Source organism: Marivirga sp., assembly GCF_035704835.1.
Classification (GTDB): domain Bacteria; phylum Bacteroidota; class Bacteroidia; order Cytophagales; family Cyclobacteriaceae; genus Marivirga.
This window is the reverse complement of record NZ_DASSWQ010000075.1, coordinates 1-21,821: the sequence shown is the minus strand read 5'-3', so window position 1 is coordinate 21,821 and position 21,821 is coordinate 1. Positions and strand designations below refer to the sequence as shown.

The window sequence follows — 21,821 nt, the reverse complement described above, 5'->3', positions numbered from 1 at the left end:
AATCTAGTTTTCAGTACAGGCAATATACTTTTGATTCTTACCATTTAAATCAATTGATTAGATGGGTATTATTTGGTAGAAGAATGATTGAATGTAGTAGCAAAAAAAATAGGAGTTGCTTATGACAACTCCTATTTTCAATGTGATGAATGGATTTATACTTATTGAGCAGGTTGTGTTACTGCATTTCCATCAAGATTTACTGCTGTTTGTGCTAAAGCGCGTCCGTTCATTGAAGCACCTGTTTGAAGCGTAATGCCAGTCATTGATAAGATAATACCTTCAAAGTGAGAAGTAGTTCCTAATGTAGCCTGACCAGCAACTACCCAGTAGATGTTTTTAGCACTTGCACCACCTGTTAAGATAATGTTAGTAGCAGCACTCATAGTAAGGTCTTCAGCAATTTGGAAAATCCAAACGTCAGTTGAACTACCTGAAAGTGTTACATCCGTTGGAATTGTAACGGTATTAGTCCATTTGTAGATACCAGAAGTTAATGTTTTACCACCAATGTTACCAGTTCCTAATTCTAAGAAATCAATTGCAGAACGTCCTGCAGCATCATTATAAGCAGTAATCATGTTTTCAACTGCAGTTGTAAGATTCGATGGAGTAGGGTCAGCCATATCTGCTGCATAAATTTCTCCTGTAACCTGAGCTGAAGTTGCATAACCTGTATAGTCAGTCAAAGAAAGACCAGTGATATACGAAGTGGCTGCTGGGCTTAAACCTAAATCACCTGTGAGTGCAGAAGTCCCTGTATTATTGATGGCTGTTTTGGAAAGAATTACATAATTTCCAGAAGCTCCAAGGTCAACATTTTCTATGTTAGCGTTTGTACCACCAGTAGTAAACGTCCAGCTATAGTTTTCTTCAAGGTTGTTACCTTCTAAACTTTTTGCATCAGTAGTAATGGTTGCTGTATAAGCAGTAAGAGCATTGAATGCCATAGTCGGTGTAAATGTAGCTTCCATTTCAGAGTATTCTAGATTTCCATCTACTTCTGTTGTGCCTTGTGTTACAATGAAAGTTGAGCTATTTATTGTAGCTGGATCCATTTCTACATCAAAGGTAACCGTGACAGCATTGTTTCGAGCAATATTTACTTCATTGCTTTCAGGAATAGTTGCTGATATAGTTGGGTTATTGCCTTGGTTGTTCGGATTATTTTCATCGTCCTCATTACAGCCTATCACGAAAACCGAAAGCATAATTGCTAGTATTGGAATAATTTTAATTAATTTCATATTGTGTATTTAAAAAAGTGTATTTAATCGTACTTTAAAAGTTATGTTGTAATATTAAAAAATGTAACGAATTGATAGTGCACCACCGTCAGCCCAAAATCCTGTGTAACCATATAAGTTAAATGCAGGTTTCCAGTCAACACTGATGTTAAAAGGGATTTCAACGAAATTATATTCTAATCCTAAAATTCCGTCAATTCCTACTACTGTATAAGATCTATCTTCACCCCATCTAGTATCTCTTCCATCCCAAAATCCAACGTGTGCACCAAAACCAGCGTACCAGTTTAATCTTTCAGTATCGAAGGCTCTGCCATGGATCTCATATAAACCTGTAAGTTCAACGCCTCTCCAACGGCTTGCTATAATACCTTCAAAAGCTGCTTTTGAGGAAACAAAGTGCTTAATGGTAATGCCATTTGAAAATCCTCCTCTTAGGCCTATACTTGTGTTGTAATCTTGCGCAATACCATAGGTTAATGCGAATAATGTTAATAGAAATGTAATGCTTAATTTTTTCATCAGTTCATTGTTACTTTTATCCTACTCTTATGGCTTTTCGGTATCGCCCCGTCTTTTTATTCCTGTTTCAGTCAGGTATTACCAGTTGTTTCTTTGGTGATACAATATTAGTAGGTAAACCACCGAATAGTATTACATAATAAACCCATATTTTTACATAAATCACTGATTTAGCCATCTCAATGCTACTGAATCTTAAATTCACTGAAATCAAACGTCCTCGAGATTACCTTGGCGTTTTTTTTTCAATTTTTTGTAGAAAGAAGGAGTGAGACCGGTTACTTTTTTGAATTGATTAGAAAAGTGTGCCACACTACTGTAGTGAAGTCTATACGATATTTCTGTTGTATTAAGCTCTTCATAAAGAATGAGTTCTTTTGCTTTTTCAATTTTATGGATAATGATAAACTGTTGTATGGTGATGCCTTTCACCTCTGAGAAAAGATTAGATAAATAAGTGTAATCATACCCTAGCTTTTCAGCTAAGTATTCGGAATAATTAATTTTCAGTTGTTCATCTGAATAATGAATGACATTGATAATTGCACTTTTGATTTTCTCTACAAGAATGCTTTTTTTATTGTCTAGAAGCTCCAAACCAGATTTTATCAGGTTTTCTCTGAGTATAAGACGTTGTTCGGCAGATATATCTTGGAGTAGTTCAACTGCTCCTAATTCCACCACCAAGTGTTGAATGTCTAATTTTTTAAGTTCTTCTTGTACTAACAATTTGCATCGAAGACTTACCATATATTTTATATATAGTTTTTCCTTAGCAATAGGGGATGAAAGTGCTATGTGAAGGGGATTGATTTGCATACGAAATTGATTTATGAATGCTAATTTAAACTAACGAATGATCTGTGTACAGATATCAAATACATCACAAGCAGTAAATATGAAAATGATTCTTAATGGATTTCGGACGTGCTAAATCTTTATCGATTTAATTGAAGGTACGCATTAGTATCTGGGGAAACTATTGTTTGTCTGACTGATAGTTTCTCATGTATGGTTTGAGGCTAGTTAGAAGAAAGATACAAAAGTTTATTTTTTTCCTAACTGGCTACAAGGCAACTATTGTTTACTGGACTTCAGTAAATTCACCTTCCCATTTGCCTACTAAGACCGTTGCAAGGCAATTTCCGATTACATTTACAGATGTTCTTGCCATATCCATCAATTCATCAATACCCAAAATAATAAAAATAGGTTCTACAGGTAGACCAAAAGTGGCGGCCGTACCTAAAAGTATTACCAAAGATGCTCTCGGGACTCCTGCTACCCCCTTGCTGGTGAGCATCAGTGTAAATACAATTAGAAGCTGTTCTCCCCAGCTTAGGCTAATACCTGCAGCTTGTGCTACGAAAACCGTTGCCAGCGATAAATAAAGTGTAGTACCATCCAGATTAAAACTATAACCCGTTGGCATCACGAAGGCTACAATTCTTCTGGAAACCCCCATTTTTTCCAGATTTTCCATAGCTTTAGGTAATGCCGCCTCTGAACTGGTGGTGGCGAATGCTATAGAAACTGGCTCTGAAATAGCTTGTATAAATTTTTTGATATTTACTTTAAATGCTAAAGCAATGGGGAGTAAAATAAGTAAAAGAAATGCTAATAAAGCACCATAAAGTGTTGCTAACAGATAAAATAGATTCACTAGAATTCCCAGACCCATGTGAGAAACAGTATAGGCAATTGCGGCACCTACCCCAAATGGCGCAAAAAACATCACAATATTGGTAAATTTAAACATCACTTCTGATAAGCTTTCCGCAAAGGAAATCATAGGCCTTCTTTTTTGCTCATCTTTGACCATAGCAAGTCCTAATCCAAATAAAATACTAAATATTACAATCTGAAGAATTTGACCTTCATAAATTGATTTGGCAATGTTTTCAGGGAAAATATGTAGAATTATTTCCTGCCATCCCTGACTTTTTATTTGAGGAATTTCATTACTGACTACCACAGATGATAAATCTATGCCTTTTCCAGCTTCTGTGAGGTTAATTGCAAATAATCCAATGAAAAGTGCCAAGGTAGTGACCACTTCAAAATACAGTAAGGCTTTCCATCCCATGCTACCGACTTGCTTCAAGTTAGAATGACCAGCAATACCCACTACTAATGTCCCAAGTAGGAGAGGAGCAATAATTACTTTTATCAGTTTAAGGAAAGCTTGACTCAACACCTGTAAATTGGATGAAAATTCAGGGAAACTATTGCCTAGCTCAGCGCCTATTAACATGCTTACTAAAATCCAGGTTGTTAAGGATTTTCTGAGGCATGCATAGAAAAAAAATAAAATCCATAATGCCCAGCGAATTATTGTGAAGGCTGGGGAGGGTAGTATAAAAATTTGTTCTAATTGTAAAAGGCCAAGAATTAGCGTAATAGTGCCAGTTATAAAAAGTGCAATTTTAACTTTTTTCATTTGGGTACATCTAAATGAGATTTTTTGGGAAATGAAATGGATAATATTACTGAGGCCAATAAAATAAAGCCTACTATGCCAAGTGACAATACAATGTCCATATGATACCAGTGGCTGAGTACTATTTTAGTACCCACAAATGCTAAAATTAAAGCCAAACCATATTTGAGATAATGAAATAAATCCATTATCCCTGCTAAAGCAAAAAATAAGGATCTTAAGCCCAAAATTGCAAAAATATTGGAACTGTAAACAATGAATGGATCTTTGGAAATTGCCAAAACAGCTGGAACGCTATCCACTGCAAAAACTATATCTGTGGTTTCAACAATGATTAAAACAACAAACAAAGGGGTTGCATGTAATACACCTTTAATTCTCACCCAAAAATTACCTTCATGGTATTCATTAGTAACCGGGACAAATAGTCGAATAATTGCGAGAACCACATTCTTTTCTGGGTTTAAAGGCTTTTCCTTTGCAAAAAACATTTTTATGCCAGCAAAAATTAAAAAGGCACCTAGAATATAAACGGTAAAGCTAAATCTGTTCAAAAGCTCTATACCTGCAAAAATGAAAATAGCTCTAAAAATAATTGCTCCAAGAATTCCCCAAAAAAGAACTTTATGCTGATATATTGCTGGAACCTTGAAATAAGCAAACAGCATTAGAAATACAAAAAGGTTATCTACGCTAAGTGATTTTTCAATTAAGTAACCAGCAGTGAACTCAAGGGCAAGTTCAGCACCTAACCAAAAGTAAATTACCACGTTAAAAATTGCGGCTAGTCCAATCCAAAAAGCTGACCACCCTAATGCTTCCTTCACACTGATTACGTGCGCTTTTCGATTTATAATGAGTAAATCGAGGGCTAATAAAAAGACAATTAATGCATTGAATAAAATCCAAACGGTGTTGTTCATATTTCTTGTTGTTGCGTTGTTTTTTGTGTATATGTATTAACTCTATTAAAAGGGCGTATAATCAATCGGAATCGTTTTTCGGAACTAAAGTAGCTGTTTGCCCAGTGCATAAAAACTACTACTCGGTTTCGGTAACCCACCAAATGCATTAAATGAATAAAAATCCAAACTAACCAAGCTACAAAACCTTGAAGTTTTAATAAGGGTAAATCAGCAACGGCCTTATTTCTGCCAATAGTAGCCATTGCACCAAGATTTTTATATTGAAAAGGTTTACCAGTTTTGAAATTTTTCAAAAATCGCTTTCCTAAGTATACACCTTGTTGCATAGCCACTTGCGCTACCATTGGATGTGGTAATTTTTGATTCTGCTGAATAGCAGCTACATCTCCCATGGCAAATATATTTTCATAATCTTTCAATTTAAGATATTCATCAACTTGGATTCTTCCTTTTGTAATTGACTCTGGTTTAATTCCTGCAATAGGATTGCCTATTACACCTGCACTATAAATTAAACCTTTTGTGGCAATTACTTTTCCGTTGCTAAATACGGCATTATTGCCATCATAGGATTCAAGCCCTGTATTCAACCAAACATTCACCCCTAACTTTTCTAGGTACTGTTTAGTTTTAGAAGAAGCTTCATTGGACATTCCATTTAATAGCTGAGACGATTTTTCTACCAAATATATATCCATTCTACTTAAATCCAACTCTTGGTAGTCATCAGGTAGCACATGTTTTTTAAGTTCTGCCAAGGCTCCAGCAGTTTCAACTCCTGTTGGTCCTCCGCCCACTACTACGATGTCAATCAAGCTTTCTTTTTCATCCCCTTCATCGTAGTTTACAGCATGTTCAAAGTTTTGAATTATTAAGCTTCTCAAGTCAAGTGCGTTGGGTACACTTTTCATAGGCATGCAGAATTCTTCCACATCTTTTTTGCCAAAGTAATTGGTTTTTGAGCCAGATGCTATGACTAAATAATCATACTTAATATTTCCAATGGAAGTAATCAAGTTATTTGTTTCAGCTTCAATTTTAATTACTTCCGCCATCCTGAAGAATATATTTTTCTTTTTCTCAAAGATTAGCCTAAATGGTGCTACTATGGCATCGGGTTCTAAAGCTCCAGAGGCAACTTGATATAGTAATGGTTGAAAAGTATGGTAATTGTTTTTATCTATCAGAACTACCTGATAGGGCGCATTATATAGCTGCTTAGCCATTGCTAGTCCGGCAAAACCTCCACCTACTATAATAATTCGCGGGAGCTTACTTTCCGGCACTTTAAGTTTTAAACTCATTTTATCCCAAAATTAATGGATTGAATTTATTATTTATAATTTACTATTATTTTTCTCACTAAACTGTACTAATCTGATAGGCATAGTTGCAGGTACTAAACCCGATTTCAAAACTACACGCTGGCCTTTATCTCCAGCTGCGTAAGCCGTAAATCCGGAGCCCAAGCCTGTGTAAGCCTCTCGTGAAATGATGAACACTTCTCTAATTAAGGGGTAGGATTTCTGAGCAATATATGCTTGATAAGGTTGATAGTAGGCTCCATCTAGTCCTTGCAGACTGAGAATTTTCACCTCATTCAAAAAATTAGCTGTAATGGAGTCGTGCTTTTCACTTATCCAACTTCTTCCTACTAAACCAATGGCATTTTTATTTTCTGTAAGATAAGCTACCACTTCAGGTGTATTTTCCGCTGCTTTAAAGTAAGAAGCGATGCTATCAGGTGAAGGATATAAATCCATTATCATTCTTAAAGTGCCCGAAGTTTCACTGTCAAAAATCAACGGATATTGTGAATCTTTACCTGAAAAAATAGCTTGCAGCTGAACTGAATCCAAGGTTGATAACGGATGTTCTGGACTAGCAATCATCACCACTGCATCGTAGGCAATCTTTGTATGTTTGGAGAAATATTTCTGCTTGTTCAATAACGCTTGTTCTTCTGCATTTAATTGTCGCGTTACCACAATGGTCTGTACAGAATCTGCTAAAAAGTTTTCAATAGCTAAATGCTCGGAATACGTTTGGATTCTCACAATTGCATCAGGATAGGTGGCATGGAAAGCCTCTGTTTGTGCTACCACTAAAGGTGCTAATGACTCATCTACTCCAACTAAAATTTCTCCTGAAACTGTAGTGTTTTCATGCTGAGAACCTTGGGGATTATTACATCCCCAAAGTGCTACCACAATTAATGTCAAAGAATAAAGCTGCTGTGTTTTCATCTACGATGTCTGAATTTTTTTTTGTAATTAATGAAGGATCTGAAAAGCCCATACCCAACTAAAACAAATCCAGGAGGAATGATATGGACCTGAGGAATTACATATGCTTGGTGCGCTGAGAAAAGAAACCAAAGCCCTCCTGCTAAATAAATGAGGGCCATTGAAAACGAGAAGAATTTAAGAAATGTACTCAAACCTGTTTTCTTAACTGAATTTAATTGATTTTCCATAATTGTAATATTTTATAATGTTTAACTATCAAGTCTAAATTTAAATGGCAGAACAAAATTGGTATTGACTGCTTTCCCATTTTGCATCCCTGGTTTCCAATTAGGCATCTTTTCAATAACACGAACCGCTTCTTCATCACAGCCTCCACCTAACTTTTTAATTACTTTTACCTCTGTTATTTCACCGGTTTTACTTACTATAAATCCAATGTAAACAGTGCCTTCCAGTCCCATCCTTTGAGCTTGGCGAGGATAAGACATATTTCTATTGATAAAATCATACATAGCCTCTAATCCTCCATCAAAAATTGGAATTTCCTCTACAATGCTGTATACCTTATTTTCATCAACATCATCGTCAGTTACCACAGGAGTTTCCTCCACAATTACTTTTCCCGTTCCTTCAATATTCTCAGAACCAGTTAAGTTTGCTTTTATATCGTCTACCGTAGGCATGGATTCTTCCTCTATTACTTCTTTCTGGGTGACCTTAGGTGGTAAGTATTTTACCACTGTTTTCACGGGAGGAGGCAAATCCATTTTAGGTGGCTGAATTTTTTCAATTAGGGGAGGAGGAGCTAATTCCGTATACTTAATTGTTTTAACGGCTGCAATCTCTTCTACTGTATCTTTTTTAAAGAGCTGTCCCCAATATTGCGTGGTGAAAACCGCAACAAGTATTAATACAGCAATTAGGAAAGATTTTACCAATACATGACTGTATGCTTTACGTAAAACATATGCACCAAATTCTTTATTTCTTCCATCAAAAACCAGGTCTTCCCAGCTTTGATTCATCATATTTTCAGATTTCCTTTGCCTAAAGGATTGATTGTTGAATTAATGAGAGATAAATCTTCAGAAGTGATATCAACTATAGCAAAGCGCTCAATATTTCCAATGCTCATTTCATCCAGAATATCCACAATATTGGCATATCGCGATTTTTCTGTTGGTTTGATAAGCACCACCATCTCACTGATAGTATTTTTTTGCTCTGATAAAATCTTGCGAATTCCATCTTTAGAAAAATTGGTTAATGCAACAGAAGGATCAGTAATGCCTACATACCAGAAAATTTTATCTTCCTCGTCTAAAACTAATGTCAGCACTTTCTTCTCATTTATCAGTGGTTGTTAGTCTTCCGTTTTTGGTTTCTCAGGCAAGGTAATTTCCATCGTCTGAGGTTTGTTAAAAGTGGTTGCAAACATAAAAAACGTCAATAAAAGAAAGGCCAGATCAACCATTGGCGTCATATCAATTTTAGTTGAACTTTTCTTGCTTCTTACTTTTCCATCCTGCTGTTTTCCTCCACCAGTGGAGGAACTACTTACTTCTGACATGTCTTTGTTATTAAAAGTTAAGAAGCTTTTTCCATGTTAGTGATTAGATTGAAACGACTTATATTATTAGTCTGCAAGGTATTTATAACCTTCTGAACAGACGGATAATTAGCGTCTCTATCTCCTTTTAATACCACTCGCAATTTAGGATTTGCCATGCGAGAGTAAACAATCCAATCTGCCAGTTGATTATTAAGAGAATCGGCAGGAATGCCTGTTTGGATTACTTCCTTTTGTTGTTCATGCTCAAGCTGCAGAAACCCCTTTAATTTATTCAGGGGCATTCCAAAACTGGTCATTAGTGCAAAGGAATTTATTTCTTGCTCTGTAAACTCGATCTGATATCGGTCTCCCATTTTTGATAGGAGTTCTTGCCTATTATATTTTCCATCCATATTGAAAAACACACTTCCCTCTTTTGAAATTGTGATGGTTAGAATATCATTGTCGGGTAATTTTATTTCCGATATAGAAGAAGGAATATCCACAATTACAGGTTCTTCACTAGCGAATTTAGTGGTCAGCATAAAGAAAGTGACCAACAAAAAGGCTAAATCAACCATAGGAGTCATGTCCAGTAATGGTTGGTTCTTTTTTATTTTAGTCTGGCTCATATTTTTAAGCTACCTCTTTAAAGGTTGACTTTCTTGTTTTTTTAAAAGCAGAGAAATGCTGAATTATGCTGTAAGAGGCTTCATCAATACTATGCGTTAATGCATCAATTTTATTGGTGAAATAATTGTAGGCAATAATCGCTAATGCCGATGTACCAATGCCTAAGGCTGTATTAATAAGCGCCTCAGAAATCCCATTAGCCAGCGCAACTGCATCAGGAGCTCCAGCAGTTGCAATGGCCGCAAAAGCTTTAATCATTCCCATAACAGTTCCTAATAAACCCATCAAAGTAGCAATAGAAGCAATAGTACTGATAATCACTAGGTTTTTTTCAAGCATAGGCATTTCCAAAAGTGTAGTTTCTTCTATCTCTTTTTGAATGGCTACAATTTGTTTTTCGCTTTCAGTAGAATGAATAGATTTTGCTTCTTCCTGAAATTTTATCAAACCAGATTTCACCACATTGGCTACTGAACCTTTTTGTTCATTACAAGCCTGAATTGCATCTGTTATTTGTTCTTTTGCTAATAGACTTTTTACTTTGGCTACGAATTTCCGAACATCTCCTTTACCTTTAGCTTTAGAAATAATTAATAGTCTTTCTATTCCAAAAGTAATGACTAATAGGAGTAGAGAAATTAGTATCGGAACTATAAATCCGCCTTTATAAATAATACCTAAATAATTATCAGGCAAGGGATGATTTGATGGGTCTCCTCCTTGAAAGTTTGCAGGATTTTCCAAAATGTACATATATATTAAAACTGCGATTAAAATCTCTAAAGGGATGATAATTGCTACAAATTTTGATTTTATGCTGTCAAGAATACTTGATGAGTTTTTCATTGATAAATGATTTTTTACGATTTGAAATTTTATTTTTTTGTAGCATTAAATTATTGCTACACTTATTTTGATGATTTTGGTGCCCTTAAAACATAGGGCTATTTCAAATCCGTAATTGGCGGTAGGTACTGTAAAAATCAATGAAACTAACTTGCTTTTTTACAATTTTGAAGTTTGATTTACTACCTATGTGTAATAAAGCAAGAGTAGAACCCTGGCAACTATCATTAAATCCAACTTGATTTAAAAACCTCCCAGACTTTTTTAAAGGTAAGCTCAATAGGAATGCTTCACTTTTTTCTATTATCCCAGCCATCGGTTCTGTAGGCTGATCAAAATCAAAAAAAGTATCAAAACTTAATGAACTGAATTCTTGATTGGGATTATGTTTTTTAATTACTGCTTCATTGAAAGAGAAGTAACTAAGGAAACCAGTGCTAATCACAATTAGCAGCAATGCTTTAATCAAATTGATATGTTTTTTTTGCTTAATCATGCTGGCTTTACTGCATTTTTTGAAAATATTTTCTTTAATACAGGGATTAATGGTAATACTACTAAGGCTAGAATAACCCACTCTAAATGATGAATAAGTTGAGGAAAGGTTTTTCCTAAGAAAAATCCAGCAGTTACAATGATTATAACCCAAATTGATACACCTAGAACGTTGAATAGCATAAATTTTTTGAAAGGCATATTCACAATTCCAGCTAAAATGGGTACAAAAGTTCTTATAACGGGTAGAAATCTGCCCATAATAAATGCATAAGAGCCTTTCTTTTCATAATACTCTGAGGTCATTTCTAAGTGCTTTCTTTTGTAAATCTTGCCGTCAGGTAAATTTTTGATCCAAAAACCAAATTTTTTACCAAACCAATACCCCAAAAGTGATCCCAAACTTGCGGTTAAAATAAGCGCACCAATCAATGTTAGGAGTGATACAGGTAAGTAAACCGAACCGCAGAATAAGCCTGCAGTAAAAAGCAGTGAATCTCCTGGTAGAAAAAATCCAAAAAAGAAGCTGTTTTCGATAAATACTACCAGTAAAAGTAGTGTTAAGCCACCAAAAGCAAGCAAATTAGTCGGCTCTAGCCATTCAGGCATAATAAGTAATACCGTTTCCATATTTAAGCAGCTTTAGACTGTTTATTCATTTTAATAACAAGGGTGTCAGTATTCTTTTCTTTATCCAAGTCCAAAACGAGAGGTGCTGCCACAAAGATAGAAGAATAAGTTCCGAAAATAACGCCAATCAGTAAGGCAAAAGAAAAGCCTCTTAAGACTTCACCTCCAAATATGAGTAGCACTGCTACTACAATAAATACTGTAAAAGAAGTAATCAGCGTGCGACTTAGCGTATCATTAATCGAACGATTGAATGTGTTTTTCAATGATTGATTGATTTTCTCCCCAGAAAACTCACGGAGTCGGTCGAAAACTACTACAGTATCATTAATGGAATACCCAATAACAGTAAGAATTGCTGCAATGAATACTTGATCTATTTCCAAATTGAAGCCAAAGAATTTTGCCAAACCAAAGAATGATAAAACCATTAGCACATCATGAAATAGCGCGACTAATGCGCCAAGTCCAAATTGCCATTTTCTGAAACGAATCACGATATAAACAAAAATAGCTAGTAAAGAATAGATTAATGAAGTTTGTGAAGACTCTCTAATATCATCAGCTATGGTAGCTCCAATCTTAGAACTACTCAAAATTTCTGGATTAGATTGTTCAAATGATGCCAGCCCCATATATACTGCAGATTCCACTTTTTTATCGGCTTCGTTGCTGTTATCATCTATCATATAGCTGGTTGTAATTTTCAATTGATTATTACTTCCATATGTTTTCACCTCTGCAGTTGCTCCTTCCAGATGAGGTAAAAGTGCTTCTCTAGCTTCAGAAGCAGTAATATTATCATTAAATTGAACGATATAGCTTCTTCCACCTTTGAAATCTACTCCTAATGACAAGCCTCCTTGATACCAAATTGCAGCAAATCCAGAAAGAATTACTACTATCGAAAACAAATACGCCTTTTTTCTGAATTTGATAAAATCAAACTGAATATTAGATAGTAAATTTTTAGAGAAGATAGTATCGAATTTTATGTTTCGACCAGCATTTCTTTTAGCCACATTTTCTACAATTAATCGGGTAATAAAAACAGCTGTAAATAAGGAACAAGCAATTCCTATCATCAAAATTAGAGCAAAACCTTTTACTGCACCAGAGCCAAAAGTGTAGAGAATTGCACCAATCAAAAAGGTTGTGACATTCGAATCAATTATTGAGCTATACGCTTTGTTATAACCAATTCTAATAGCCTCAATGATGGATTTACCCAATCTTAATTCTTCTCTTATTCGTTCAAAAATTAAGACGTTAGCATCAACAGACATACCTATAGTGAGCACAATACCTGCTATTCCTGGCAGTGTGAGGGCTGCTCCAAATTGAGCTAATAATCCAACGATGAAGAAAATATTAATCAATAATGCTAGGTTTGCTACCATTCCACTACTTCCATAGTACAATACCATGAAAATAATTACTAAACCCAATCCAGCAACCATCGAAATTAATCCTTGTGCAATTGCCTCTTGTCCTAATGATGGCCCAACAACAGCTTCTTCAACAATTTGAGTAGAAACAGGCATTTTCCCGGCCTTCAAGATATTGGCTAAATCTTTCGATTCCTCTAATGAAAAATTGCCGGAAATGGAAGAGTTACCATTGGGAATCTCTGATTGAACTACAGGAGCACTATATACTTTACCATCTAAAACAATGGCAATTTGCTCATCAATATTTTCTGAAGTTAGTTTTTTCCATTTTTTAGTTCCTTCAATATTCATTCGCATGTTCACACCAGGTCCATCATTTTCCACAGATGGACTTGCATCGCTTACTGCTTCACCAGCCATAGAAGCTTTACCGTAACGATCACCTTTTAATGCATATAATTCAATATAATTTAGGCCATCTTCGGCTGAAGTGCGCGTTTTTAAATCCCACATGAATTGGCAATATTTAGGAAATATTCCGGCTGTTATTGATTCTCTAATCTGTAAATTCACCAGGGCTGTATCTTTCAACTCGTAAACCAGTCCATAGGGTGAACGCAATTTGCCAATCATGGGAGATAGAGCTAGCTCTTCAGCAGTATCAGTAGCAACAGAATCTTGTTGAATTGCTTCATCTCCTAAAAGGTTTTTCAAAGATTGTGTAGAATTCTCTACAGATTTGTTCTCCTTATTTATTGGGTGTGAAGCCAACCATAAGCTATTTGAAGCCTCTAAGAACTCATTGATTTCCAAAGGAGTGTAAACTTCCCAGAATTCTAATTTGGCTACACCCTGCAATAATTTACGCACGCGCTCTGGGTTTTCCACACCAGGAAGCTCAATTTGAATTCTTTCGGTTCCAGCAATTAATTGAATATTGGGCTGGGTCGCGCCAAAACGATCTAAGCGAGTACGTAAAATATGAAATGACCTATCAATAGCTAAAGAAACCTCTTCATTGATAATAGATAAGATTTCTTTATCACTTGATTTCTGATTAATTCGCTCTTGATTTCTGCTATTTGCAAAGATTGTAGAAAGTTTTCCTTCAGGATTAGTCTTTTTGTATTCTTGATAGAATAAATCAACAAAGTTCTCATTGGTTTTTGTCTGCAATTCATTTGCCTTAGATATGGCAGCCTGAAAATCGGGATTTATGCTATTGGAAGCCATTTGCTTCAATACTTCTACAGGAGAGATTTGCAAAGTAATATGCATTCCACCTTGTAAATCAAGTCCTAACTTTAATTCATTTTGTTTTATTTCCTGATAAGTGTATTCAATGCCTAATAGGTTGAAAACAGGAAGGCTGTAGATAGAATCCAGATAGGCCTGTTTTTTTACTTCATTAAGTGTACCTTCTTCTAATGCTTGAAATTCTGCGGCTTTTTCAATTTTCCTTGAAATAGGAGTGAATGAAAGAAAGTAAATACATAATAAACTCACGATAATCGTAATACCAATAATAAATGACTTGTTTTTCATGTGTATTTGACTGTTTTTTGATTGTCACATGAAATCTTTGATTAAAAATTCATCTTCGATTAGTGTAAATTCGAATTTGAATAATGATTTCATGATCGTAAATCTGATAATTTAAGAAATTAAGGATAGCTTTTGAAAGGAGATTACTTCAGGGAAGTCAAGCTTTCAAAATGCTAATAGCTAAAATGTAGCCTCAGATTTAGGGTGCTTTGATAGAGATAAAAACGTAAAAGACGTTTCTAGAGAAAGAATTGATTTTTAATAAAGACGGATATGGTATGAAATGGGTCTCATTGAAAATAATTTGAGTCTTCTCAGCAAATTTTTCCGCAATTTTCGAGAAGACTGGGATTTTTACAAAGTTTGATTTTAAACTATTGACTTGAAGAAAATCAAGATCAGATACTGCACTTGGCGCGCTTATTTCATATTGGGAGTAAACAGTAGAAATTTGCTTTGCATTGCTTTCAGTAATGGGACTGGTGAAAAGTGAAATCACAAGCATTAATGCCATCAGGAAGATGCCGAGAGTTTGGCGGAGCAGCATTGCGCTATTGTGTTTCATTTACAGACGAAATGTATGTATAGTTTATGATATATTTGCAAATACTATCATAATTATTTTTTTATTTTTTTTTGGGTGCCCAAATTTTGATTTTTAGATGTTTGACCTCTTATTCATAGCTTTTTTTAGTTAAGTATTCATCGTTAAAACTATTTTTTAAAGTAAATCTGAAATCCACCTAAACAACAAAAACAAAGAAGCTGATAGGAAAATCACAACTGGTAAAGTTAATACCCAGGCCAGCGCTATATTTTTGATAGTATTATTATTGAGGTTCTTTAATCCTTTTGAAGCGACCATACTTCCTGCTATTCCGGATGACAGTACGTGGGTCGTACTTACGGGCAATCCAAAAGCACTAGATAGACCAATAGTTGTAGCGGCTACCATTTCAGCAGAAGCTCCTTGTGCGTAGGTCAAATGTTGTTTACCAATTTTCTCACCTATGGTGACTACAATTCTTTTCCAACCAATCATGGTACCCAAACCAATGGAGGTTGAAATCATCACTAAAACCCAAATAGGGCTATATTCTGTGAATGGTTTTAATTCCGATAAGCTGCTTTTAATAGTGGCTAACTCTTTATTAGAGAACTGTTCCGGATAGCGGCTTGTAATGTCCTTAAGATTCTGATTGACATTTATTAATTCAGATCTAACCAAAAATCGATTTTCCTCTGGAATAGCTGAAGCTAAAGAAGCTGTGTGCGTAATGGAATCTAGTTTATAAGTGACTTTCAGAGTTTCTTGAAGCGTCTTTTTATCTTCAAGACCAAATTCTTCTAAATTAGCATTTTCAATTATTAAACTTAATTCATTAATAGGCTTGTTAAATTGTTTCAGCTCCACATCAGGATTGAGTGCGAAATAAGCGGGAACTATTCCAATAAGAATAAGCATTACCAATCCTACGCCTTTTTGTCCATCATTTGAACCATGAAAAAAACTTACGCTTGTACAAGACAAAATGAGTAATGAGCGAATTCCTAAACTAGGAGGAGTATTTTTAGGTGGTTCTTTAAATAGTTTATCCTTTTTAGTAAGTCTTTTCAAAAGATACATTAAAAAAATAGTTGCGCTGAATCCAAATATAGGGGAAATCAATAAAGACAATCCTATATCACCAACTTTACCCCAATTGACAGCCATTCCCTGGCTATCAGGTAATAAGTAATACGCAATTCCTACTCCCAAAATGGAGCCAATTAGCGTATGGGAGCTAGAGCAGGGTATACCCAAATACCAGGTGAGAAAATTCCAAAATATGGCAGATAGTAAAATACCTAACACCATCGCAATTCCATGATTAATGTTTTGGTCCACCAGCGCTTCAACTGGAAGTAAATTCACGATTGCCATAGCTACGGCAATACCACCCGTCATGGTTCCAATAAAATTAAATATGCCAGATAAAATAACGGCAACTCTAGGTTTTAGTGAGTTGGTATAGATTACGGTGGCCACCGCATTTGCAGCGTCATGAAAACCATTTATAAATTCAAAGGCACATGCAGCAATTAAGCAAATTACCAGAAGAATTGCGTGGTTAGCATCTAATAGAAGAAACATTCTAAATTATTTTTCGCAAATGTAGAGGTAATTTTTAACAGAACTCAACAAGAGACAAACAAATATTTCATTAAAAATTTATTTAATAGGATGCTGAAAAAATGGTAAGACAATTATTAGTGTCATTAATTTATTAAGTCCATTTTACGATTTTACGCAATAAAAAATGCATCATTTTGAGAATGATGCATCAAGTAAGATGAGTATTCGAATTATAAATGGACTAGAATTATACTTCCTACTAGGAGTTATGGATTAGGAGCCAGCATATGGTGATCCGAAAATTCCAACTGCAAGTTCAGCCCATACGAGAAATAGACCAATTAAAATTGCTCCACAAACAAGCACTCTGCCCGTTAAGGTTTTTACATTCCTTAGTACGAGTTCGCATAATAGCCCAGTTCCTGTTAGTAAAATCCCCATAATAAGGAAGTCAAAAACATCCCAGTCTACTTCATTAGTAAACTGCATCGCAATAAAAGGGATAAGCAACAATACTACCACTGCTGCCATAATCAAACTTAATCTTTTGTTTTTCATGGGTATAGATTTATTTTTAACTGTTACATGTAATTCGATAAATTTTATTCATCCTCAGCTGCTATGTTGAGGATTGCAAAATTTAGGCTCATCTCATGTTTATAAAATTTAAGCGTTTTGTTTTTTGATTTTAATTTGGTTGATGATTAAACTAATGGTGCCCAATACAATAAGTAAAAGGGGTAAGGCACCAGGTTCGTCCTCTACCGTTATCATAAATATCATTAAGCCTAAGCCAATCAAAATAATGACGATGAATAATACTCGGAAGCTTTTTAGGTTTTGACTGTTTTTCTTTTCCATAATTTCATACTTAAAATAAATTGATAAAAGTACTTTGAAATACAAAGTAATATGAAATAGTTTATTTCACCAAATACTTTTGTAAAAATATTTTTAATCATATCTTATTTGCTAAACCATTAGCTTCTATAAAATATAAATTGATAATTACCGCTTTTTAAATCGTCTTAACATATCTAAATGCCCTACAAAGACCTACTTTTTAAATTATATTCAAAATAGGAAAATATGTAACTTATGTAAGTATTATATCCTTTAGTATAACTAGTAATTACCTAAAAAGTCCTAACCTTGTTAAAATAATTATAATCTATTATTTATGAAGGCTATCAAACTCATTATAAAATAGTCGTTAAAATTGATTTCTTATTTTTTATAAAAAGCAGTGTAGTAAGCCATGATTAAAGTGCATTTGAGTTGATATTTACGTAATAATAGTACAGTATGAAATTAGCTTATGCATTTTTTGCACTATCATTTTATCCGATTTTTTCATTCGGACAAATACGAAACAATGGTAATTTGAGAATGCATTCAGATTCTAAAATGGGTCTATTTGGTGATTTCGTTAATGAAGGAGACTTTACCTCAAATTTAGGTACACTACATATTGTAGGCTCCAAATCTCAAGCCTTAGGTGGATCTAAACTTATTCAAACTAACCATCTGACGATTAATAAAACCAGCAATTCACTTCAGCTAGACAATGTCTTAAAAATTACTGAAATGCTAACATTTGTCAAGGGTGTGATCACAACTGACCATATTGATTATGATACTGAATATGTTGAGTTTCTTGATAATGCTTCTTATACAGGAGAAAGCGATACCAGCCATATTGATGGTGTTATTCGTAAAGTTGGAAATGATGCATTCGTTTTTCCTACTGGTGACAATTCCTTTTTAAGAACAATAGCGATATCTGCGCCAGTTGCGATTACCGATCATTTTACCGCTTACTATACGGAGGCCAATCCTGATGGGCTTTATTCCGGTGCTTCTCTTGGTGCTGATGTGCATCATATTAGTGCTTGCGAATACTGGGTACTTAACCGGACAAATGGGAATTCCAGTGTGGAGGTGACTTTGTCATGGTCATCTAACTCCTGTGGAGTTGATAATCTTTGCGATTTGCGAGTTGCAAAATGGAATGGAACACAATGGATTTCAGAAGGAAATGGTGGTACCACTGGTTCTGGGTTATCAGGGACTGTAGTTTCAGGAAGTAATTGTTCTGTTCCAGAACCTATTTCAAACTTTAGTCCTTTCACGCTGGGGTCATTTTCAAGTGATAATCCTTTGCCTATTGATCTAACTTCATTTACTGCTAATTTATGTGAACTATCAGTTTGTCTGAATTGGCAAACCTCATCCGAAATAAATAATGATTTTTTTACTATCGAGAAATCTTCTGATGGATTGATTTGGAAAGCTTTTGCAGATATAAAAGGAGCAGGAAATTCAAAAAGTCTATTGAATTATAAGGCTATTGACACATCTCCTTTTTCAGGCATTTCCTACTATAGATTAAAACAAACTGATTTTAATGGAGAGTTTAAATATTCATCAATAGAGATGGTGAATATAACTAATGCCACTGAGGGCAAATTGATAATATATCCGAATCCAGCCAAAGATTTAATAACGCTAAAAGGTATTGCTGGTGAAAGTATACAGTTTAAAATTTTTAATGTGCTGGGTCAGGAAGTGACTCGTTCTATTTCAATCTTAAAAAATAGTGAAGGAAATTTACAATTGAACATTTCGCTACTTTTACCCGGTACGTATTATTTAAAGACAAAAAATAAGTACAATTCATTTATTAAATACTAATACTGTTATTTCCTTTTGGAGAGTTAAATTAAATCATATGAAATATTTTTTATCATTCACTTTACTTTTTATAGTTTTCTCTGTTCATGCTCAGGTGAAAATAGGGGCTAATCCAGATTCCATTAATCCTGCTTCAATTTTAGAAATGGAAGATACCACTCGGGGTGTTTTGGTTACTAGAATGACCACCTCTCAGCGTGATGCCATTTCAACTCCACCCAATGGTTTACAAATTTATAATATCACCACCAATACAATGGATATTTACCGAGCCGATGGTTGGGAGTCTACTGCATATAGCAAAACCGATGAAAGCCTAGTATATGTTTACTCTCTGGATGACCTTCCGGCACCTTCCGCAGGCGGAATAACTTTAGATGCCAACAGCATGTATATTTTTAGAGGAATTGTGGACATTTCTCCTTATTATTTAGAATTAAATGGAGCTAGTCTGCGCGGCATTGACCCCGTGCGCGATGGAGTATTATCATCTGTAAGTGGTGCAGTGCTCAGAAGTACGGATGTTTCCGTATTTATGCAAGATTTAGCAGTAATTCCAATGAGTGGAAGTACCTCCGCTTACGATTTTAAAGATGGAACTAAAACGAAGTTTTGCAATCTTTTTTCTGGGAATTCTGTAGTCGAATTGTCGGGTATTCCCAGTTTAGGTGTTGGCCAGGTCAGTGGTTTTTTGGCTGCAACCATCATTAAAAATTATTGGAGCTGTTCGGATGGCATAAAGGTAGCTGGCAATATGGGTAAATTTGCCTGCAGTTTCACATTGGTAACCAATCTGACGACAGGTGCGGGTATTGAGTTTTTGAATAATTTAGTGGTAGATGATATTGATCTTTCCAATAATTACTTTATTTACCCTGACCAAATAGGCGTAAAGCTCAACCCATCAGCGCAAGTGGATCGAGGTCGTTTAACAACCAATATGTTTAGAGGCAATAACATTAATGTTTTAAATGGCCTAACTCCCCATGATATTGGTTGGTATATGTCTCAAAATACAAATATTCCCAATACTCGTGTTTATGGTTATATTTATGCGAATGCAAACGCTAATACTTCCACCAATACACAACCAAATAATACCTTTGTGAAAATTGAAGGAGTTACCTCAAGTTTGAAACTCTTGAAATTTGAGTCTGACACCAATAATCGACTTACTTATAAAGGAAAGGAATCTATAGGAGCTAATATTTTTATTACGGTGACAGGCAAAGCTCCCAGCAATGGTGCAGAATTTACAATAGCCCTTTCTAAGAATGGAACCGCAATTAGTAATCCTAATCATAGTACAGGTGCAATGGTGAACAATCAGACCTTTACATTGGTATTAGAAACTGAGGTTGACATGGCTACCGGTGATTATATTGAAGCTGTAATCAAAACCACAACAGGAGATATGACTGTTTTAATTACTGATTTACAATTTAGAGTGAGAAATTAGTCAAATGTTTTTAGATGTTTTTATTCATGTATTTTGCGCACTTTTTAGGGAAAACATTTCTTTCCCTAACACCAGTAGAGATAATAGGTGTGAGCTATTTATTTATTTCCTCTTGAAGCTGATACCAAAATTGGGGCGAGTCTGTAATTAATCTGAAAATATTTACAGTAACCCATCCAAAAACGATATGAGAAATAAATAATGCGGTAAAGTAATGCGATAGATTAATTCTAGGAGGTTTACTATACACTTTAAAATAGGCTCCCCAACCAACGATTGCCAAAATTCCGCTTAATGCACCGACAATAATGGAATCTAGTGTTGAAATACTAAAAACTCCCCAATTCCATAGGAGGAAATAAGAAAAGCTGAAAAGAACACCCACTAATAGATGAGTTATTGAGCCAGTGGTCAATATTATGGTTTTTCTTTCTTTCGAAAAACCATGGTTTCCTGTTACCATAAGACCTAATACATGAACGACTTTTGTTTTCTTTTTGGTAATTGCAGCATATGAATACATGACAAGTGTCATTGCAATTGTTCCGATAAGACCTGAGAAAATAGCGAGTAAAAAGTTAGTTAATTGCATTTATCAAGATTTTGAATTGAGTACTTTAGGTGGATTTTCGTGGAATGTAGTCGTTTAAAATATTAATTTGTATCCTTCCCCTAAGAATTCAATAGTCAGAACTATTGAGTATAATTGAATTTATTAAGGTAGATAAGTTATTTGAATAGTATTTTTAAATAGAAAAAAGCCAGGAAAAATCGATTCTTGAGTTAGGGTTAGTAGACACATTTCCCAGTTTCTTAGCTAAAAAGTAGATGGTGAGAAAATTTAGATTCCATTTTACTTCTGTACGCTAATCTCAGTAATCATAAATGATTTCCCCTGACTTTATTTCATTACATAAATGAATCTATTTAAAGATTTAATTAGTCAGCCCTTAAAAACCCCATAATACATCCCTTTTAATGGTAAAAAATTTTGATAACAGATGAAACAGCTTTGATACATCTTTTGTAAATAGAGCCAAAGAGATGATTTCCATATGTTCATCATCCTTTTGAAG

Annotated in this window: 21 protein-coding genes and 1 pseudogene; 2 read left to right on the top strand and 20 right to left on the bottom strand. The window is 34.8% G+C overall.

The features are described 5' to 3' along the window. Nucleotides 1-161: 161 nt before the first annotated feature. From VFM92_RS13235 to VFM92_RS13145, 19 genes and pseudogenes are all read right to left on the bottom strand, one after another. Nucleotides 162-1,247, bottom strand: a complete 1,086-nt coding sequence (locus tag VFM92_RS13235; RefSeq protein WP_325122703.1) for an ice-binding family protein — start codon at nucleotides 1,245-1,247, stop codon at nucleotides 162-164. A 54-nt stretch (nucleotides 1,248-1,301) separates the two neighbouring features. Beyond that, nucleotides 1,302-1,769, bottom strand: coding sequence for a hypothetical protein (locus VFM92_RS13230; RefSeq protein WP_325122702.1), 468 nt, complete (start codon nucleotides 1,767-1,769; stop codon nucleotides 1,302-1,304). Nucleotides 1,770-1,979: 210 nt separating this feature from the next. Beyond that, nucleotides 1,980-2,588, bottom strand: coding sequence for an AraC family transcriptional regulator (locus VFM92_RS13225; RefSeq protein ID WP_325122700.1), 609 nt, complete (start codon nucleotides 2,586-2,588; stop codon nucleotides 1,980-1,982). Between the two features lie 265 nt (nucleotides 2,589-2,853). After that, nucleotides 2,854-4,209, bottom strand: a complete 1,356-nt coding sequence (locus VFM92_RS13220) for a dicarboxylate/amino acid:cation symporter (protein WP_325122699.1) — start codon at nucleotides 4,207-4,209, stop codon at nucleotides 2,854-2,856. Next, nucleotides 4,206-5,132 (bottom strand): TerC family protein, encoded by a 927-nt coding sequence (locus VFM92_RS13215; RefSeq protein ID WP_325122698.1) that lies wholly within the window; start codon nucleotides 5,130-5,132, stop codon nucleotides 4,206-4,208. Before VFM92_RS13215 ends, VFM92_RS13220 begins: the two co-directional genes overlap by 4 nt. Beyond that, nucleotides 5,129-6,439 (bottom strand): NAD(P)/FAD-dependent oxidoreductase, encoded by a 1,311-nt coding sequence (locus VFM92_RS13210; RefSeq protein ID WP_325122697.1) that lies wholly within the window; start codon nucleotides 6,437-6,439, stop codon nucleotides 5,129-5,131. The genes VFM92_RS13215 and VFM92_RS13210 overlap by 4 nt, the downstream gene beginning before the upstream one ends. 33 nt (nucleotides 6,440-6,472) lie before the next feature. After that, nucleotides 6,473-7,381 carry a substrate-binding domain-containing protein gene (locus VFM92_RS13205; protein WP_325122696.1) on the bottom strand — a complete coding sequence of 303 codons (909 nt, stop codon included), beginning with the start codon at nucleotides 7,379-7,381 and terminating at the stop codon, nucleotides 6,473-6,475. Beyond that, complete coding sequence (locus VFM92_RS13200; RefSeq protein ID WP_325122695.1) at nucleotides 7,378-7,611, bottom strand: hypothetical protein; 234 nt, start codon at nucleotides 7,609-7,611, stop codon at nucleotides 7,378-7,380. Before VFM92_RS13200 ends, VFM92_RS13205 begins: the two co-directional genes overlap by 4 nt. A gap of 21 nt (nucleotides 7,612-7,632) precedes the next feature. Further along, a complete protein-coding gene (locus tag VFM92_RS13195) occupies nucleotides 7,633-8,412 on the bottom strand; it encodes a TonB family protein (protein WP_325122694.1) in 780 nt (259 codons plus the stop codon). Continuing rightward, nucleotides 8,409-8,954: pseudogene (locus VFM92_RS13190) on the bottom strand (ExbD/TolR family protein). Before VFM92_RS13190 ends, VFM92_RS13195 begins: the two are co-directional and overlap by 4 nt. A 17-nt stretch (nucleotides 8,955-8,971) precedes the next feature. After that, entirely contained in the window at nucleotides 8,972-9,568 is a 597-nt protein-coding gene (locus VFM92_RS13185; protein ID WP_325122693.1) for a biopolymer transporter ExbD, read from the bottom strand. A 4-nt stretch (nucleotides 9,569-9,572) separates the two neighbouring features. Beyond that, on the bottom strand, nucleotides 9,573-10,415 hold the full coding sequence (locus VFM92_RS13180) for a MotA/TolQ/ExbB proton channel family protein (protein ID WP_325122692.1): 843 nt from the start codon (nucleotides 10,413-10,415) through the stop codon (nucleotides 9,573-9,575). Between the two features lie 103 nt (nucleotides 10,416-10,518). Then, on the bottom strand, nucleotides 10,519-10,911 hold the full coding sequence (locus VFM92_RS13175) for a hypothetical protein (protein ID WP_325122691.1): 393 nt from the start codon (nucleotides 10,909-10,911) through the stop codon (nucleotides 10,519-10,521). Further along, the gene (locus VFM92_RS13170; protein ID WP_325122690.1) at nucleotides 10,908-11,540 is read right to left on the bottom strand and encodes a DedA family protein; all 633 of its coding nucleotides are present in this window, start codon (nucleotides 11,538-11,540) and stop codon (nucleotides 10,908-10,910) included. The genes VFM92_RS13175 and VFM92_RS13170 overlap by 4 nt, the downstream gene beginning before the upstream one ends. A 2-nt stretch (nucleotides 11,541-11,542) precedes the next feature. Further along, the gene (secDF, locus tag VFM92_RS13165) at nucleotides 11,543-14,476 is read right to left on the bottom strand and encodes a protein translocase subunit SecDF (protein ID WP_325122689.1); all 2,934 of its coding nucleotides are present in this window, start codon (nucleotides 14,474-14,476) and stop codon (nucleotides 11,543-11,545) included. A gap of 199 nt (nucleotides 14,477-14,675) precedes the next feature. After that, nucleotides 14,676-15,041 (bottom strand): hypothetical protein, encoded by a 366-nt coding sequence (locus tag VFM92_RS13160; protein WP_325122688.1) that lies wholly within the window; start codon nucleotides 15,039-15,041, stop codon nucleotides 14,676-14,678. 156 nt (nucleotides 15,042-15,197) lie between these two features. Further along, nucleotides 15,198-16,610 (bottom strand): inorganic phosphate transporter, encoded by a 1,413-nt coding sequence (locus VFM92_RS13155; protein ID WP_325122687.1) that lies wholly within the window; start codon nucleotides 16,608-16,610, stop codon nucleotides 15,198-15,200. Nucleotides 16,611-16,865: 255 nt separating this feature from the next. Then, the gene (locus VFM92_RS13150; protein WP_325122686.1) at nucleotides 16,866-17,150 is read right to left on the bottom strand and encodes a hypothetical protein; all 285 of its coding nucleotides are present in this window, start codon (nucleotides 17,148-17,150) and stop codon (nucleotides 16,866-16,868) included. A 108-nt stretch (nucleotides 17,151-17,258) separates the two neighbouring features. Then, nucleotides 17,259-17,453 (bottom strand): hypothetical protein, encoded by a 195-nt coding sequence (locus VFM92_RS13145; protein WP_325122685.1) that lies wholly within the window; start codon nucleotides 17,451-17,453, stop codon nucleotides 17,259-17,261. Nucleotides 17,454-17,897: 444 nt separating this feature from the next. Here VFM92_RS13145 and VFM92_RS13140 point away from each other — a divergent pair, with 444 nt between their 5' ends. Together VFM92_RS13140 and VFM92_RS13135 are read left to right on the top strand one after the other, a co-directional pair. Beyond that, nucleotides 17,898-19,286 carry a T9SS type A sorting domain-containing protein gene (locus VFM92_RS13140; RefSeq protein ID WP_325122684.1) on the top strand — a complete coding sequence of 463 codons (1,389 nt, stop codon included), beginning with the start codon at nucleotides 17,898-17,900 and terminating at the stop codon, nucleotides 19,284-19,286. 37 nt (nucleotides 19,287-19,323) lie between these two features. Continuing rightward, nucleotides 19,324-20,745 (top strand): hypothetical protein, encoded by a 1,422-nt coding sequence (locus VFM92_RS13135; RefSeq protein ID WP_325122683.1) that lies wholly within the window; start codon nucleotides 19,324-19,326, stop codon nucleotides 20,743-20,745. 94 nt (nucleotides 20,746-20,839) lie between these two features. Here the strand turns inward: VFM92_RS13135 and VFM92_RS13130 are convergent, their stop codons facing one another. Further along, the gene (locus tag VFM92_RS13130) at nucleotides 20,840-21,337 is read right to left on the bottom strand and encodes a hypothetical protein (RefSeq protein ID WP_325122682.1); all 498 of its coding nucleotides are present in this window, start codon (nucleotides 21,335-21,337) and stop codon (nucleotides 20,840-20,842) included. Between the last annotated feature and the right edge of the window lie 484 nt (nucleotides 21,338-21,821).